The sequence below is a fragment of the Vibrio owensii CAIM 1854 = LMG 25443 genome (assembly GCF_000817815.1).
Taxonomy (GTDB): Bacteria; Pseudomonadota; Gammaproteobacteria; order Enterobacterales; family Vibrionaceae; genus Vibrio; species Vibrio owensii.
The window spans coordinates 47,195-63,433 of the sequence record NZ_JPRD01000017.1; the positions used below are offsets into that span (position 1 = coordinate 47,195).

Below are 16,239 nucleotides of genomic sequence, written 5' to 3' on the forward strand. Positions count from 1 at the left end.
TGATGACAATAGATAAACAAACGAACTTAACATCGACTCGTCGACAATTTTTAAAATCCGCTTTAGCCGTGGGCGCAACAAGCTTGTTGCCTAATGCAGTCTTTGCTCAATCTAGCTCTCCAAATATCTTTGTTTGGATTACTCTGCGTGGTGCGATGGATGGGTTAAACGTTGTGGTTCCTTATGCTGATAAGCAGTATTTAGCTCTCCGTCCGACGATTGGTTTAGCAACAGAAAAACTGAATAAACTCGACGATTTTTATGGTTTGCATCCGGCGATGAAAACCAGCTTCGAGTGGTATCAAGATAAGCAGATGGCGATGGTGCACGCTTGTGCCACCGCGTATCGTGAGCGCTCTCATTTTGATGGGCAAAAGGTGTTAGAAAACGGTACAGACAATCCGTTACATCGTGATGGGTGGTTAAACCGATTGCTGCAACTGGATGTCAAGTCGAAAGGTTTGGCGATCGATTCAGGGTTACCTTTGATTGTTCAAGGAGAGAAGGCAGTCAGCAGTTGGTATCCAAACAATTTGCAAGCGAGAGACAGCCAAGTGGAGCTGCTAGAGGCGTTGTTTCAAAGTGATGAGAAGCTTGCGAGTAATTTTGAAGAAGCGCTGAAGATTGAAATGATGTCGAATCGAAATCGTCCCGGTAAGCAGTTTCCTGTGTTGGCGTCTCAAGCGGGAACTTTTCTCTCAGCTGAAGGCGGTCCAAACATCGCGGTATTGGAACTGGGAGGGTGGGATACTCATGCTGGCCAAGGCGCAGAAACAGGGAGGCTTGCCAATCAATTGCGTAAATTGGATAACGGTCTTGCCAACCTAAAGAAAGCGTTAGGGGATAACTGGTCGAAAACCGTGGTGATGGCGGCAAGTGAATTTGGACGCACCGCAGCGGAAAACGGAACCAAAGGCACCGATCATGGAACAGCAAACGCCATGTTTATTGCTGGTGGAGCCATTGAAGGAGGCAAAGTATTGGGAGAATTCCCGGGGCTTGCCCAAGCTGAGCTCTATGAAGGGCGTGACTTAGCCCCTGCTAATGATATGAGGGCGGTGATCAAAGCCGTTCTACAGCAACACATGAGCATAGAATCGAGTGCGCTAGAAAGCGTATTTCCTGACAGCGGCTCAGATAAAGCTTACGCAGGCCTAATCAGAACATCTTAGTTTTTACCTTCCAACGATAACAAAAACGCCCCCGTCTCTAAGCCAGAAACGGGGCGTTTTTGATTAATGTGTTTGAATCTTACGCTTGTTTGCGTTGCGCGTCTTTCTTTGCCAGTTTTTCTGCGCGTCGTTGCTCACGTTGTTTGGCACTCTCACCGCCGACGTGTTGCTCGCCACGAACCGCAGCTAACGACACTTGCTTTTCACGTTCGCGGAAGCGTGCTACCTGTTCTTCACTGTGTTTACCAAAACACTTCGGGCAGCTTACGCCTTGCTCAAACTGCTCTGATTGTTTGTCTTCTTCTGTGATGGGTAGTCGGCAAGCATTACACAAGTCGTAGTCCGCTTTTTCTAGTTGGTGGTTCACCGCAACGCGACCGTCGAATACATAGCAGTCGCCTTCCCACAAGCTTTCTTCTTCTGGTACTTCTTCAAGGTATTTCAGAATACCGCCTTCTAGGTGGTACACCTCATCAAAACCCTGCTCTTTCATGTAAGCGGTCGACTTTTCACAGCGAATACCACCCGTACAGAACATCGCGACCTTTTTGTGTTTCTCTGGATCCATGTTTTGTTTTACATAGTCAGGAAACTCGCGGAACGTGTCAGTATTTGGGTTAACTGCACCTTTAAATGTTCCGATCTCAATTTCATAGTCATTACGAGTATCAACCACAAATACTTCAGGATCAGCAATCAGATCGTTCCAATCTTGCGGCTTCACGTAGGTGCCAACGACATGGCGAGGATCGATGCCTTCAACGCCCAATGTCACGATCTCTTTCTTTAGCTTTACTTTGGTGCGGTTAAACGGCTGAGTATCTGAGTACGACTCTTTGTAAACAATACCAGTAAGGCGAGGCTCGGCATTTAGCCATGCAAGCAGTGTATCAATACCTTCGCGTTTCGCTGCTACCGTACCGTTAATACCTTCACTCGCCAGTAGCAACGTTCCATGTACACCGTGGGCTTCCATTAGGGCAAGCAATGGCTCGCGTAACTCTTGGTAGTTTTTCAGTTCCACAAACTTATACAGGGCGCAGACAACATACTGACTCATGATTATTCCTTACTTTAAAGGGTCAATGGTTCGACGGCTCGATACCTAACAATTTTAGCGGCTCGGAGTATACCTGAGTAATTTAGTCGGAAATACGGACAAACTATGCGGATATTTTTAGTCACGTTGCCCCAGCGATTTTTTCAACAAATTTCAGCGCGTAGCATTGGAAATTAAAGGGTATGAAAATTTGAACCAGATCACACTTGTTATTCTTTTCTAGAAATTAACTAAGTTAATGAAAATTAAAGCTTTGTGGAAAAATTCATCACTTTATCAGGTTTGTGGTGCTCGTCTCTGATTGCAGTTCCTGTCGAGCTTGGTGTCGGTGTCAATATGTTTCCTTACCCTCTCTATCGTCAGTTCTAACTTTTAAAAAACATACTTGTAATGATAACTATTATCATCTAGATCTATTGCGTACATATGGTGCTCAACATTTAAACTACACACAAGATATAGATTATGGACGTTACAAAACGAGATGGACGGAAAGAAAAAGCCAGTCTAGATAAGGTGACTCGAAGAGCCGAAGCGCTGGCTGATGGACTAAAAGTTGAACCTATTGCGGTTGCACAACGCGTGGTAAGCGGTTTGTACGACGGCATTAAGGTGACGGAAATCGATGTGTTCCTCGCTGAAACGGCAGCAAGCCTTGCGACGGAACATCCTGATTATGCCAAGCTCGCTGCTCGCGTGATGGTGAGTTCTCTGCAAAAAGAAACCAGCGGATACGCCACTGCAACACGTGAGCTCTCTGAAATCGGTATTCTTTCCGATGCTTACGTCGACTTTGTTGCCAAGAATCAGTTTGCGCTCGAAGACATGATTGACTACAAACGCGACTATCAGTTTGATTACTTCGGCTACAAAACTCTCGAGCGTTCCTACTTGTTGAAAGTAAAAGGTGTGGTGGTTGAACGACCACAAGATATGTTCATGCGTGTAGCGGTCGCTGTCGCGGGTGACGATCTTGAAGAAATTAGAGAGCTATACGATTTGCTCAGTCTTGGCTACTACACCCACGCTACACCAACGCTGTTTAATGCTGGCTGTAAGATGCAGCAACTGTCTTCGTGTTTCCTATTAGCGATGCAAGAAGACTCCATCAACGGCATTTACGACACCCTAAAAGATTGTGCGCTGATTTCTAAATCGGCGGGTGGCATTGGGCTACACATCCACAATATTCGAGCGACTGGGGCGCCAATTATTGGTACTAACGGTGTGTCGAATGGCATCGTGCCAATGCTGAAAGTCTTCAATGAAACTGCTCGCTATGTCGACCAAGGTGGCGGTAAGCGCAAGGGTTCGTTTGCGGTTTATCTGGAACCTTGGCATGCGGATATCGAATCCTTCCTCGATTTACGTAAGAACCACGGTAAAGAAGAGTTCCGCGCACGTGATTTGTTCCTCGCTCTATGGGTGCCAGACTTGTTCATGGAACGTGTCGAAAACGACGCGGAATGGACTCTATTTAGCCCTCACAATACCAAGGGCTTGTCTGATTTATATGGTGCTGAATTTACTCAGAAGTACCAAGAATACGAGCGTATGGGCTTGGGCGTGAAGACCATCAAAGCCCGCCAATTGATGACGCAAATCATTGAGTCGCAAGCTGAGACGGGAACACCGTACATGCTCTACAAAGACGCGTGTAATGAAAAGTCGAATCAGAAAAACCTCGGTACCATCAAGTCGAGTAACTTGTGTGCAGAGATCATGGAAGTCTCGACGCCAGATGAAACGGCGGCTTGTAACTTGGCGTCTATGGCATTGCCTAAGTTCGTTACAGACACGGGTTTTGATTTCGATAAACTTCACCAAGTCACCAAAGTCGCGATTAAGAACCTCGACCGCGTTATCGATGTGAACTATCACCCAACCGATAAGATTGAAAAATCGAACCACGCGCATCGTCCGGTTGGTTTGGGTATTCAAGGTTTGGCGGATGTGTTCTTCAAAATGCACCTTCCATTCGATAGCGAAGAAGCCTTGCAGCTAAACCGTGACATCGCGGAAACCATGTATCACGCCTCCCTTGAAGCGTCTTGTGAAATCGCGGTGCAAAAAGGCGCGTACTCCAGTTATGACGGCTCACCGATCAGTCATGGTCAGCTCCAATTTGATCTGTGGGGTGAACAACCAAGTAGCCGCTGGGATTGGTCACAGCTCAAGCGCGAAATCGCAGAGCATGGTGTGCGTAACTCGCTACTGATTGCTCAAATGCCAACGGCGTCGACAGCACAAATTTTAGGTAACAACGAAGCGTTTGAAGCGCAAACCAGCAATATCTACAAACGCCAAACCTTGTCGGGTGAGTTCATCATCATCAACAAACACTTGGTAAGCGATCTGGAACAGCGCGGTCTTTGGACGAGCAAAATCCGTGACGCCATTATTCTCAATAACGGTTCAGTACAAGGCATTGATGCCATTCCAGACGATCTTCAATCCGTGTATCGCACCGTGTGGGAAATCTCTCAGAAAGTGATCATTGATATGTCGGCAGCTCGTGCCCCGTTTGTTTGCCAATCGCAAAGCCTCAACTTATGGCTCGCATCACCAACATTCGCCCAAATCAATGCGATGCACTTCTACGCGTGGAAACATGGTCTAAAAACCGGCATGTACTACTTGCGCTCCAAGCCATCGACGAATGCGGTGAAAGTCACCGTTGGTCAGCAAAGCGAAGATGAAGAGTGCCTAAACTGCGGCGCATAAACCTACCTCGTCAATTAAAAGATTCACATCAACCGAAAGTAAGGAAACGGTATGATTGTTAAAAACAAATTTAGCTTGTTCCCCATTCAATACGAAGAGATTTGGCAAGCGTACAAAACGCACGAAGCGGCTTTCTGGACGACAGAAGAACTCGATTTTGCTCAAGATCTTGTTGATCTTGCCAAGCTTACCGAAGGCGAAAAGCACTTCATTCGACATGTGTTGGCGTTCTTTGCTCAGAGCGAGGGGATGATCAACGAGAACTTATTGACTCGATTTTATGGCGAAATTGAAATTGCAGAAGCACGCTGTTTCCTTGCTTTGCAGGCATTTAATGAAGTCATTCACGCAGAGACTTACGCACTGCAACTCGAAACTTACATTCCCGATGTTGAAGAGCGTGAGCGCTTGTTCAATGCGATTGAAAACGTCCCGACCGTGAAGCGTAAGGCGGAGTGGGTAATGAAGTGGATCTCTTCCGATAAACCATTGGCAATGCGCTTGATCGCCTTTGGTCTAGTGGAAGGCTTGTTCTTCGCTGGCAGCTTCTGTGCCATTTATTACTTCCGTAAACGTGGTTTGCTAGCTGGTTTGGCAGCAAGTAATGACTTGATTGCTCGTGATGAAGGGTTGCACTTTAGCTTCTCTGCGCTGCTATTCAAAACCTTAGGTCAAGGCAAGGTGACACAACAAGAGTTTGAAGAGATTTGCCGAGAAGCGGTTTCAATTGAGAAGGAGTTTGTAACGGAAGCCTTACCAGTGGACTTGATTGGTATGAATGCTGAGTTGATGTGCCAATACATTGAGCACACTGCCGATGTTATCGCTGGCTTGTTTGGTTTCAACCCGATCTTTGGTGCTGAAAACCCATTTGATTACATGCGTTTGCTGGACATGGAAGGAAAAACCAACTTCTTCGAAAAACGCGTTACTGAGTACAAACGACCTCAAGATCGCCAGTTGAGTTTTGATGCAGATTTCTAACGGTAAGGAATAGCAGAGAAGAGTGATGAAAATAGAAATGTACAGCAAGGAGCAGTGCTCCCAATGTGAAACCGCAGCAATGTGGTTACAAAATCAGGGCTTTAACGTGGCAACGCTCAAGTTAGATGTGGAGTTTGATCGGGAAACTTTGTTCGAGTTATTCCCAACCGCAAGAAGCTACCCACAGTTTATGCTTGATGGCGAACCGATTGGTGATTTCAGTCGCTTAAAATCGGCACTCGCTTTTGAGCAAAACGCTGCTTTCTAAATTAGGTATCGAATCCCCTTTTATTGAGAAAAGGGGATTTTTATTTCCACTTAAATTTTGTGGATGTTCAAATTATCAGTAAAAACTCGTAAAACTGTTGAAAACGTACTCGACATAAATGGTCGAAATTTGTACTGTTGATTCGCTTCACATTCCTAAAACTTCTTATCCGATAATCAGTTGAAGCAAAGATCTGTGCTTGATACAGGTCGGTTGGCAAAGGAATTCAACATGCAACAGTTTCATATCAGAAGACTAAGAGAAGAAGACGTCCCACTGTTGAAAACGCTCTTGGTCGAACTCGACACCTCTCATTATAATGCTGAGCCAGATTTCTACCGTTCTCCGGAAGAAATGGCGCAGTTAAGGGAAGATCGCAACATCTTCGATAAATATTTTGATGGCAGCATCACGGCTTTTATCGCGTGTTCTAACCGACAGGTGGTTGGTTTTATCTCTGGCACCGTGCGAGAGGTCAACTCGATTCTCTCTCCAGAAAGACGCGTCGGTTATATCAATGAATTGGTGGTGTCTGAAAGCCATCGTAACTTAGGTATTGGCTTGTCTTTGATGGATAAAATCGAGAGTGATTTGTGCAGCCAAGACATTGAAGAGCTCGGTTTAACCGTGGCGTCATTTAATCACGAAGGCGAAGATTTCTACCATAAGATGGGTTACCGCGTGATCACCAAAATGATGACTAAACGAGTCAAAGACTAGCGCTAATTTAAACCTGAATCGAACCAAGAACGCCTCTCTATCTTGTGATAAAGAGGCGTTTTTCTATCTAGGTTTTTAGCGAATTCTGAGCGCTAGCCGTTTATTTTAACGTTGCTGCGGTTTGTTTACCCATCGCAATTAACTTGTCGAGAATGCGCTCACCATCTGCACGAAGACCGTTATGCTCATATTCGTTGGTGATCCACGCTTTTGAGTTCGGCATTGCAGCGAGCGTTTCACGGCTAATGTCCATTTCTACAAACATATCGTCGGCATAGACCGCACAGCTCACAGGCACCTTATTGTTTGCCAGTTGCTGGGCATCGTATAACGGCGTCCAATCGGCTTTCTCTGCCAGTAATTCCGCGGCTTCTTTCAGTGGCTTTAAGTTTACGTATTGATCGAACATCCAAGGGAAGACCATTTCTCCAGTAAAGAAGAACGGCTTACCTTGTTCGTAATTGAATGCATCATGCTCTTGGTGCACTCTGTGAGCGCTCCATTGAGAAGCAAACCCTTGGCAGTAAATCGACTCGTGCAGAATCGCGTAAATTGGATTGGTCTGGAAGTTTTGCTGCGCCAGCATGTCGTTGAGGAATTCATAACGAAGCTGAGGCTTACCGTTCACTTCAATCAAGGCACTTTCTAGCCAGTAGTAAGTTGGCAAGAAGGTGTCACTGACACCAAAGTTAATCCCAATTTGTTGGAACTGTTCGATAGTAAAGCGCTGACCATTTGGCAGAAACTCTTCGTGCTCCAACAGGTGATCAGCAATGCTTTGGCATAGTTGCTGCGCTTGTGGGAATTGCTGGAAGAAGGCTTGGTTCTTCTCCATGGTGCGCTTAAAGGTTGCTTGATACACATCATCCGCATGACGAGAAACCGAAGGCACACCACCCGTAATGTAGCTTTGCAGAAGGCTGTTCGGGAACAGCGATAGATAAGTTAGTGAGCAGAAACCACCAAAGCTCTGACCCAAAATCGCCCACTTCTCAACGCCAAACTGTTCACGGATAAATTCCGCATCGCGAACAATGTTATCTGCGCGGAAGTGGCTTAAGTAGTCTGCCTGTTGCGTCGGCGTGAGGTGCGCAAGCGTCTGGTGATTAATCACGCTGCTGTTGCCAGTGCCGCGTTGGTCGAGCAGCAAAACACGATACTCACTCAGTGCGCGTTTGATCCAGCCGTTGTTTCCGTTTGGACGAGGAGAAGGGAAGCCCGGACCGCCCTGAAAATACACTAACCACGGTTTATCTGAGTCTTCATCGCCGACTAAATAAACGGAGCGAGCGAAGACGTTGATCGTGCCTTTACTTAGATCTTGGTAATCCAGTGGCACGGTGAACGAGTGGGGTGTGTAATGCAGTCCTGCGTCGATAAATGATTGAGCGTTCATTGTTATGGTCTGTCCTTGTTTATAGTCGCTTTACGATATCGAATTCCTTATTAGAAACAATAGATTTGTTGTAAGAACTCGATTTTTGAAGCCTGAAAGGCAAGTAATGGCACTCAAAACAGAAACTCTTCGATCTTTCCGTGTTGGTATGCACTGAGTGAACTATGATCTGATAGGTGCAGTTTAGACATCACTGTCTTACCGTTTTTATGAAACGAGACATTTGGCGGTCATTGACCATGGAGGATGCTTGATGAACACGTCACTAACCCGAATCACGCTCACTTGTTTATTACTACAGACCATAAGTGCCCCTGCATTGGCGGTCGTGACGCCGAATCCGCCTCAGTTGCAGGCGAAAGGCTATGTGTTAATGGACTTTCAGTCCGGTGCCATTATTGCGGAGCAAAACGCGCGTGCCGGATTAGCTCCAGCCAGTTTAACTAAGCTGATGACCGCTTATGTCGTAGGGCAAGAAATCAAATCCGGGCGGCTCCAATGGGATGATAAAGTGACGGTGAGTGAGAATGCGTGGTCAGCCAAATTCCCAGACTCCTCCAAAATGTTTATCCAACCCAAAGATGAAATCACCGTCGCCAACCTAATGCGTGGTGTGATCATTCAATCTGGTAATGATGCTTGTGTGGCGCTCGCCGAACACGTTGCCGGTAGTGAAGGGGCGTTTGTCGCCTTGATGAACGGTTGGGCAGATAAACTCAGCCTGAACGATACCTACTTCGTTAACTCGCATGGTCTGGATAGCGAGGGTATTCAAACTTCTCCTAATGATATGGCGACGCTGATGCAATCCATCATCAATGACGTGCCTGAAGTCTATGCGCTTTATAGTGAGAAGGTATTTAAGTGGAACAAGATCACCCAATACAACCGTAATAAACTGTTGTGGGACAAATCGATGGATGTCGATGGCGGTAAAACGGGCTACACCAGCAATGCAGGGTACAGTTTGGTGAGTTCCGCTAAGCAAGGAAAGATGCGATTGATCTCGGTAGTGATGGGAACGCCAAGCAAACAGTCGCGTATTAGCCAGTCTAAGAACCTGCTTAGCTATGGCTTCCGATTTTATGACACCAAACAAGTGGCAAAACAGGGAGAAGTTCAGGCGAGTGCAAAAGTCTGGAAAGGCGATGTCAGTGAGATTGATTTGGGCTTCGCTCAAGATGCGTACCTGACGCTGCCTCGCTCTCTAACCGCTGGTTTAGATAAAAGCGTGGTCGTGAATGAGCCGTTGATTGCTCCCATCGCAAAAGGGGATGTGGTTGGCAAAGTCGTGTGGAAGAGTGACGATAAAACCGTGGCGAGCTATCCGTTGGTAAGTAACCAAGCGGTGGAAGAGGGCTCGTGGATTGGGAAGTTATGGGACAGTTTAGTGCTGTGGGTGAAGTCGTTGTTTAACTAGCGCAAGGACAAGTTTCGCAATAGTGATTTCAGAATTTCAGAAAAAGAAAAGCAGCTCGAAGGTGAGCTGCTTTTTGTTTTTTATAGTTGAAACGACTTTTGCGTTTATTGCGGGTTCAGTGATTATTCAGACAAGGTGATGATTGGTAAGTCATCCCAAATCTTGCTTTCATCTGATGCGCCGCCAGAGAAATTCCAAGGACCTTTGTCTTGTTCAAGGGGACGGTAAGTGGCAGACAATCCATCCAAGTCCCAAGTTGTCACATAGAATCGAATGCCATCCAGTGAATCAGGTCGACCTAGTGCGTCACTCGCGAAGTCCATCGAAATGGTGTTGTTGGCTTTGTCTACCGTCACCATTGGTGCCGGTGTTACGGCTTCGCCCCATGTTGTCGCGTTTGCTCCTTGGGTGTTGTAAATCGAGCTTTGCCAGCCGAAGACTACAGCGTTGCGACTCCATGTTCCGCTTGGCATAGAAGCGTTGATCTTAGGCAGTTCCGTTAGGTTGGTTGCTGCTTCTTCCGGTAAATCAATGAAGATGGTGAAACCAACGTGGTCAAAGCCGTTTGGCGGCAGCCAAGTATCGGTGATCTTGTCCATAGTGAAGGTCAAGCGCACGTTACTGCCAACGGTAAATACCTCGGCTTTGTTGATTGCGAGTTGGCTGTTGTCTTTATCGAACGTTGGATCCGTTGGTAGCGAGTAGTTACCGTTAGGACCGCCCATACCATCTTGTGCATCACCTGCGTCATCAATAGTGTCGTCTGGCGTGTTTGACCAGCTTAAGTCCGACACAAAGTTCACATCTTCAATACCTGCTTTTTTCTCAGTGGAGTAAATCGCGAAGCGGTGTTGCTGTTCGCCAATCGCAAAGTGACGGGTAGATAAAGTCACGCTAAATTGACCGTCAGCACTTACGGTAATGGCTTGTGCGGTTTCTAGGTTACCGTCTACGACAAGGTTCAATTTCTCGTTTGCGTTAGCAGTACCAGCAATCACGATGTCATCAGTGATGGTTTGTCCTTCCCAATCTTGCGCCAGTTGGATGTTGAGGTCTGGTGTATCTACCGATTGGGTGTCGTTAGTTTTCGAGTAAATCACGGCAGCTTTGGCTGGTAGCTCAAGGGTTATGTGACCGTTTTCATCTGCGATTAACTGCTCCGGAGCGTCTGCCCAGTTCGACATGATTTGTTGTTGGAAGACGGTGCCGCCCGCTTGCTCTACATCGAGTTGGTTCATCAACATCGGGGAATTCGATGTGTTCATTACCACCAAGACTTCGTCGTTATCCAACGTTCGGGTAAAGGCGAACACACCGGCGCCAGCTTTATCGCTGCCAATCACTTTCATTTCGCCGCGAGTCATGACTTTGTTCTCGGTACGCAACTTAGCAAGCTCTTGGATGAACAAGTACATCTCGCTGTTTTGGTCGAATGAATCTACGTAATCGCCGTCTTCACGGTAACCGCCAGCAAACATTGCATCGCGCGCCGCTGACATTGCCTGTTCAGTACCTTGGTAAATCACAGGGATGCCCGGTACCGCCATCATGGTAATCAGCGCTTGTTTCATATCGTTGACGCTGCCTTGCGATAGAAAACGCGGCATATCGTGGTTATCAATGAAGTTCGGCATGATGTATGGATTCGGGAACATCTCCATCATTTTCTCAAGACGGAAGCGTAAGTAATCGGTCGGTTGTCCTGCTGCAAACACGCGCGTCATGGTAGCTTGCAATGGGAAGTTCAGCACCGAGGTTAACTGTTCCGGTGAGCCGCTTTCGCCGATGTAAGTCAGCATCTTCTCTTCGCCTTCGGTGTTGTAAGGCGTAGATGTTTCGAACACTTCACCAAAGGTCAGGAAGTTATCGCGACCGGTATCAACGGCTTGAGTCATCACACCATCGTCGGCATGCAGGAAGTCGTTCCAGAAATCGTGCTCAACAAACTTCACGGTATCGATACGGAACCCGTCAACGCCCACTTCGCGGATCCATTTACGGTAGCTCTCTTTTAGATAAGCGCGTACTTCAGGATCGGACGTATTCAGGTCATCCAGATCCGACAGTTGCCAGATTTTTTCTTGGACGGGATCGTTGTGGTCGGTGATGCTTGGTGTCCAGTGGTAAATGCCAGTACCGTCTTCTTTACACTCATTCATGTTGAGTGGATAAGGCAGTTCTTGCCCTGCTGGCAGCGCATTTTCAATCAAGCGAAAACCTTGGCAAGGAAGGCTAGGATCGTAATTGTATGGGTCATCGTAAGTGAAGAAGTTACCAACGTGGTTGGTCACGATGTCTTGAATCAAGAACATATTACGAGCATGTACTTCTCGTGCTAACGCTTGGTAGCTTTCCATGTCACCAAAGTGCTCATCCACTTTTTGGAAATCACGCGCCCAGTAGCCGTGGTAGCCGCCGTAGTTTTGTTCGGCATCCCACCATTGGTTTGCCACTGGCGGCGTAATCCAGATAGAGGTTGCGCCTAGGTCTTCGATGTAACCCAGTTTGTCACTGACACCAACAAGGTCACCACCACTGAATTTTTTGTCTGAGGTAGGATCGTATTCATTCTGACCTTGATCGTTAAGCGTGTTGTCGCCGTCGTTAAAACGGTCGATCATCAAGAAGTAAATGATCTGGTCTTGCCAATCAGGAGATGCCACGTGGTTTCCTGTATCTGCTGGTGTGGTTTCATCGCTACCACAGCCAGAAAGAGCTAAGGCGATCGCTAAAGGTAGTATTTTTATTTTATTCATAGGGTTAGGTAAGGTTTCAAACACGGTTTTTGTCTCCGTTATGCAGCAATGCGGAAACGATAAAGCAAAGGTTTGAAATTGAGAGTGTCATTTCGCGCCAAAAGAGACGTGAAATGATGTCACGAAGAGCTGAATTTGAACTGTGCTACATATTTAACTGAGTGGTTGCACAATTGGGTATTGAATCGGGTAATGATCTTTGGCTAACTCATTACCAGAATGATCATAGAGTCGGAATCGGCACTGTTTAACCGTTTGGGTTAGGGGCAGTTGCAGCGCCCAGCATGTGTAATCTTCTGCATTCTGAGTTTGCCTCATTGTGTGCGGAGATGGCGCGTCACCCACGTAGCAATCGATCTTCGCCACGTCTTTTAATCGACACGCGAGTTCCACAAACAAGGTGTACTGAGTGCCGAGTTGGATAAGTTGTCTTGTCGGGACAATGTATTCCGTTGCGCCAATTAAAAGCCCTTTAGAAACCACGTAATCGCGCTGGTGGTTGTTATCAATGTAGCGTTCACCTTCGACTTCATAACACAGTCTAAACGTCAGTGGATGAGCGACAGGAAGCTCTGTTGTCGCCCATAGTTCGGTGCCATTATTCAAAAAACGCTCGAAGAAGGCTGGGTAGCGACGCCATGCACCATCACGGTCTCGACACTCAACGGAGACCACTTTTTCAAACGCAATATTATCCACTTCCATCCAGATTTTACCGACGGGTTGGTCAATGTCGTGATCGGCTAGAGTATTGGCTTTGGCATAGTACAAGCGGATGGGGTGGTTATTGAGATGAGTGCGGTTATCCAAACACTGCTGGCGATATTGCATTGGCGAAAACGGATACCAACGGCGAAAGGTTCTATGGAAGTTGGAAGGCTCTTCATAACCCAACTGATAAGCGATTTGCTGCGTTGTGAGTTGAGTATCTGCAAGTAGGGCTAATGCGTGCTTTTTCTTGGCGAAGTCGACGCATTGCGAATAGCTCATTCGTTTTTCTTGCAGGCGACGTTGTAAGGTGCGCTTGGATACGCCCAGTTGTAGCGCGGCTTGTTCTAGTTTCAGTGCGTAATTGCTGTTTTTGACGAACAGAGCATTAAGCACGCTCAACAATTCTGGCTGTTCAATTGGCTGGTGAGACAGCAGCAAATAAACATGTTTTACCAAGTCGAACACGACCGAGTTCTGCTTCGGGTTGATGTCTTCTTCTAGCTCGAATTGAGCAGAGTAAAGGTCATGGTTGCGAAGATGAATGCGCACAGATTTATTTAAACCTAGCTGTTCCAATTGCATCAGCAGCAAGTCATAAACCGATTCTGCCCAGCTTGGCATTTCGGTAGCTCTGCACTCTAGCCGCATCTGAATCTGGTTATCACTGTGTTCGAAAACAATGTACAAGCGACGGTCGAATAGCGAAACACTTTTGCTCCACCACAGCAAACCTTCACGTAGCGTCGGTGCCTCTTGCAACATCATACATTGCAAGGCAACCAGCTTTTCAATGTGCCAATATTCGCCAGCAATTCTTAGGTGATTATGCCCAAGTTTTTTGCAGAGAAAGGGCGTGATGATGTTGTCTTGAGGCAGCATGAAAGTGGTTCGGTAACAGAGCAAAGGCGACATTATTGCTTAAACCAGGTGTTGCTTCAGTGAGAGTGCTCAAAGCTTGTTACATCGGCGATTTTCAAATTTATTTTGAAGATGTTTTTAACTGAAATCGGTTTTTCCCTGTAACTCATAAGGTTAAAGTGATAACCAGCATAAACTACTCGACTGGAGAACCCGATGGACATCGTTCAAGCTGCTAAATCCCGCTACTCAACCAAAGTCTTTGACCCAACTCGTAAGCTGCCGCAAGAAAAGATCGACGCAGTCAAAGAGCTGATTCGTTTTAGTCCATCGAGCGTGAACTCTCAGCCGTGGCACTTCATTCTGGCAAGCACAGAAGAGGGCAAGCAACGTATCGCAAAAGCAGCACAAGAGAACTACGCGTTCAACGCTGCGAAGATCTTGAATGCGTCACACGTGTTGGTGTTCTGTGCCAAAACGGGCATCGATAACGACTACATCGAAGCGCTATTGGCGCAGGAAGAAAAAGACGGTCGATTCCCAACCGAAGAGGCAAGAGCAGCGGTACGTGGCGGTCGTAGTTACTTTGTAAACATGCACCGTTTTGACCTAAAAGATGCTAATCATTGGATGGAGAAACAGGTTTACCTCAACGTGGGTACATTGTTGCTGGGTGCTTCAACGCTAGAAATTGATGCGGTGCCAATCGAGGGTTTTGACCCGAAAGTGTTGGATGAAGAATTTGGTCTACGTGAAAAAGGCTACACTGGTGTTGTGATTGTGCCACTTGGCTACCACGCGGAAGATGACTTCAATGCTAAGACGCCTAAGTCACGCTGGGAAGCAGAAACTGTATTTACTGAGATTTAATCAAGATGATCCATTTAGTTGCAGAAATTAAAGCCTACCCAGATAGTATCGACAACGTAACCAACTTACTTTCTGGTCTACTAGAACCTTCTCGTGAAGAAGACGGTTGTTGCCAATACGAACTGTATTTGGATCAAAAGATCGAAGGCTTGTTTATGTTCCAAGAAATTTGGGCATCGCAAGAAGCGTTAGATAAGCACCTACAAAGCCCACATATCGCACAGTTTATCTCGACGCTAGAAGATAACGATTGGGTTGAATATTCTCAGATTCGCCCAATGACGTTTGTCGGCTAACCTTCTGAGCAGAATGTTGCCAGCACTTTCTTACGTTGCTGGCAGCATTTTTCATGAATGAATTCACGGAAAGTACGAATGGTTGGCGTCAGCAAACGACGATCGGCGCACACCATGTATAGCGGTACCGGACCACAATCCCACTCAGGCAATACTCTTACTAATCTTCCCTCAATCAAATCTTGGCTGATGTCCATCAGTGATTTGTTGGCGATGCCTTTGCCTTTGATTGCTAAGCGATGGGATAAGTCACTGTCGTTGCTAAGTAGCTTGCCACTCACAACAACCTGTTCTGTTTCGTCACCGCGAGTCAGCGTCCATTTGTTGTAAACCGAATCCGCCACCATGTAACACAAACAGTTGTGTTGGTTTAGATCTTCCGGTTTGGTCAGCACAGGATTATTTGCGACGTATTCTGGAGAGGCACACAGGATTCGCTCATTTGCACCACACAACGCCAATACGACGAGGTTAGAGTCAGCAGGTTCACCGTAACGAATCGCGATGTCGACGGGTTTGGTGTACATATCGGTTAAGCTGTCAGACAGCTCTAACTTGATAGAGACGTTCGGGTAAACATCAATAAATTCATCAACCCAATCAAGCAGCATGTTGCGACCAAAATCAGATGGCGCAGTGATGTGCAGCTGACCTGATAACTCGCCACGCGCGCTTGATATCTGATCTAACCCTTCTTGCAGCATTGCGAGCGCTTGGGTGGTTTTGTCTAAGAACAACTCACCTTCCGAGGTTAGGCGAAGGCTGCGAGTGGAGCGTACAAACAGCGGAAAGCCTATTTGTCCCTCAAGACGTTTGATCGATGCACTGATGGCTGCTGGTGTCATGTCCATGCTGTTGGCGGCTTTCGAAAAACTGCCTTGGCGTGCGGTTTCGACAAAGATATTCAGATCGTTGAGGGCTTTCATAATGAAAAGGGCTTTTAAGAAGTTTGGGCTACTATAGGGGAGAGTCGCAGGGCAATTCAAGGTTAAAACATTAGGTTG

The 16,239-nt window shown here is 46.7% G+C and carries 13 protein-coding genes; 8 read left to right on the top strand and 5 right to left on the bottom strand.

Annotated elements, in window-relative coordinates:
- Window positions 1-2 precede the first annotated feature (2 nt).
- Window positions 3-1,172, top strand: a complete 1,170-nt coding sequence (locus tag H735_RS11430) for a DUF1501 domain-containing protein (protein ID WP_020195378.1) — start codon at window positions 3-5, stop codon at window positions 1,170-1,172.
- A gap of 79 nt (window positions 1,173-1,251) precedes the next feature.
- Here H735_RS11430 and trhO read toward each other — a convergent pair whose 3' ends face one another.
- Window positions 1,252-2,232: an oxygen-dependent tRNA uridine(34) hydroxylase TrhO gene (gene trhO / locus H735_RS11435; RefSeq protein ID WP_020195377.1), complete on the bottom strand. Its 981-nt coding sequence runs from the start codon at window positions 2,230-2,232 to the stop codon at window positions 1,252-1,254.
- A 465-nt stretch (window positions 2,233-2,697) separates the two neighbouring features.
- On the opposite strand from trhO, the gene H735_RS11440 reads away from it, so the two are divergent.
- From H735_RS11440 to H735_RS11455, 4 genes are all read left to right on the top strand, one after another.
- A complete protein-coding gene (locus tag H735_RS11440) occupies window positions 2,698-4,956 on the top strand; it encodes a ribonucleoside-diphosphate reductase subunit alpha (RefSeq protein WP_020195376.1) in 2,259 nt (752 codons plus the stop codon).
- Between the two features lie 51 nt (window positions 4,957-5,007).
- Window positions 5,008-5,940 (top strand): ribonucleotide-diphosphate reductase subunit beta, encoded by a 933-nt coding sequence (locus tag H735_RS11445; protein ID WP_020195375.1) that lies wholly within the window; start codon window positions 5,008-5,010, stop codon window positions 5,938-5,940.
- Window positions 5,941-5,965: 25 nt separating this feature from the next.
- Window positions 5,966-6,208 (top strand): glutaredoxin family protein, encoded by a 243-nt coding sequence (locus H735_RS11450; protein WP_005529518.1) that lies wholly within the window; start codon window positions 5,966-5,968, stop codon window positions 6,206-6,208.
- Window positions 6,209-6,439: 231 nt separating this feature from the next.
- The gene (locus H735_RS11455) at window positions 6,440-6,928 is read left to right on the top strand and encodes a GNAT family N-acetyltransferase (RefSeq protein ID WP_005441955.1); all 489 of its coding nucleotides are present in this window, start codon (window positions 6,440-6,442) and stop codon (window positions 6,926-6,928) included.
- A 100-nt stretch (window positions 6,929-7,028) separates the two neighbouring features.
- Here H735_RS11455 and H735_RS11460 read toward each other — a convergent pair whose 3' ends face one another.
- The gene (locus tag H735_RS11460; RefSeq protein WP_020195373.1) at window positions 7,029-8,324 is read right to left on the bottom strand and encodes an alpha/beta fold hydrolase; all 1,296 of its coding nucleotides are present in this window, start codon (window positions 8,322-8,324) and stop codon (window positions 7,029-7,031) included.
- 253 nt (window positions 8,325-8,577) lie between these two features.
- Between H735_RS11460 and H735_RS11465 the strand changes: the two genes are divergently transcribed.
- Window positions 8,578-9,744, top strand: coding sequence for a D-alanyl-D-alanine carboxypeptidase family protein (locus H735_RS11465; protein WP_005436203.1), 1,167 nt, complete (start codon window positions 8,578-8,580; stop codon window positions 9,742-9,744).
- 122 nt (window positions 9,745-9,866) lie between these two features.
- Here H735_RS11465 and H735_RS11470 read toward each other — a convergent pair whose 3' ends face one another.
- Both H735_RS11470 and H735_RS11475 read right to left on the bottom strand, forming a co-directional pair.
- Complete coding sequence (locus tag H735_RS11470) at window positions 9,867-12,524, bottom strand: alpha-amylase family glycosyl hydrolase (protein ID WP_020195372.1); 2,658 nt, start codon at window positions 12,522-12,524, stop codon at window positions 9,867-9,869.
- A 129-nt stretch (window positions 12,525-12,653) separates the two neighbouring features.
- On the bottom strand, window positions 12,654-14,090 hold the full coding sequence (locus H735_RS11475; protein WP_020195371.1) for a helix-turn-helix domain-containing protein: 1,437 nt from the start codon (window positions 14,088-14,090) through the stop codon (window positions 12,654-12,656).
- Between the two features lie 195 nt (window positions 14,091-14,285).
- On the opposite strand from H735_RS11475, the gene nfsB reads away from it, so the two are divergent.
- The gene (gene nfsB / locus H735_RS11480; protein ID WP_020195370.1) at window positions 14,286-14,939 is read left to right on the top strand and encodes an oxygen-insensitive NAD(P)H nitroreductase; all 654 of its coding nucleotides are present in this window, start codon (window positions 14,286-14,288) and stop codon (window positions 14,937-14,939) included.
- 5 nt (window positions 14,940-14,944) lie between these two features.
- Entirely contained in the window at window positions 14,945-15,235 is a 291-nt protein-coding gene (locus tag H735_RS11485; protein ID WP_020195369.1) for a putative quinol monooxygenase, read from the top strand.
- On the opposite strand, the gene H735_RS11490 is transcribed toward H735_RS11485, so the two are convergent.
- Complete coding sequence (locus H735_RS11490) at window positions 15,232-16,161, bottom strand: LysR family transcriptional regulator (protein ID WP_020195368.1); 930 nt, start codon at window positions 16,159-16,161, stop codon at window positions 15,232-15,234. The two genes, H735_RS11485 and H735_RS11490, sit on opposite strands and share 4 nt — an antisense overlap.
- Window positions 16,162-16,239 lie beyond the last annotated feature (78 nt).

Bases quoted from the DNA above. Each gene is read 5' to 3' on its own strand.
- H735_RS11485 (WP_020195369.1), top strand. From the start codon at position 14,945: ATGATCCATTTAGTTGCAGAAATTAAAGCCTACCCAGATAGTATCGAC.
- H735_RS11460 (WP_020195373.1), bottom strand. From the start codon at position 8,324: ATGAACGCTCAATCATTTATCGACGCAGGACTGCATTACACACCCCAC.
- nfsB (WP_020195370.1), top strand. From the start codon at position 14,286: ATGGACATCGTTCAAGCTGCTAAATCCCGCTACTCAACCAAAGTCTTT.
- trhO (WP_020195377.1), bottom strand. From the start codon at position 2,232: ATGAGTCAGTATGTTGTCTGCGCCCTGTATAAGTTTGTGGAACTGAAA.
- H735_RS11465 (WP_005436203.1), top strand. From the start codon at position 8,578: ATGAACACGTCACTAACCCGAATCACGCTCACTTGTTTATTACTACAG.
- H735_RS11490 (WP_020195368.1), bottom strand. From the start codon at position 16,161: ATGAAAGCCCTCAACGATCTGAATATCTTTGTCGAAACCGCACGCCAA.
- H735_RS11450 (WP_005529518.1), top strand. From the start codon at position 5,966: ATGAAAATAGAAATGTACAGCAAGGAGCAGTGCTCCCAATGTGAAACC.
- H735_RS11430 (WP_020195378.1), top strand. From the start codon at position 3: ATGACAATAGATAAACAAACGAACTTAACATCGACTCGTCGACAATTT.
- H735_RS11445 (WP_020195375.1), top strand. From the start codon at position 5,008: ATGATTGTTAAAAACAAATTTAGCTTGTTCCCCATTCAATACGAAGAG.
- H735_RS11475 (WP_020195371.1), bottom strand. From the start codon at position 14,090: ATGCTGCCTCAAGACAACATCATCACGCCCTTTCTCTGCAAAAAACTT.
- H735_RS11455 (WP_005441955.1), top strand. From the start codon at position 6,440: ATGCAACAGTTTCATATCAGAAGACTAAGAGAAGAAGACGTCCCACTG.
- H735_RS11440 (WP_020195376.1), top strand. From the start codon at position 2,698: ATGGACGTTACAAAACGAGATGGACGGAAAGAAAAAGCCAGTCTAGAT.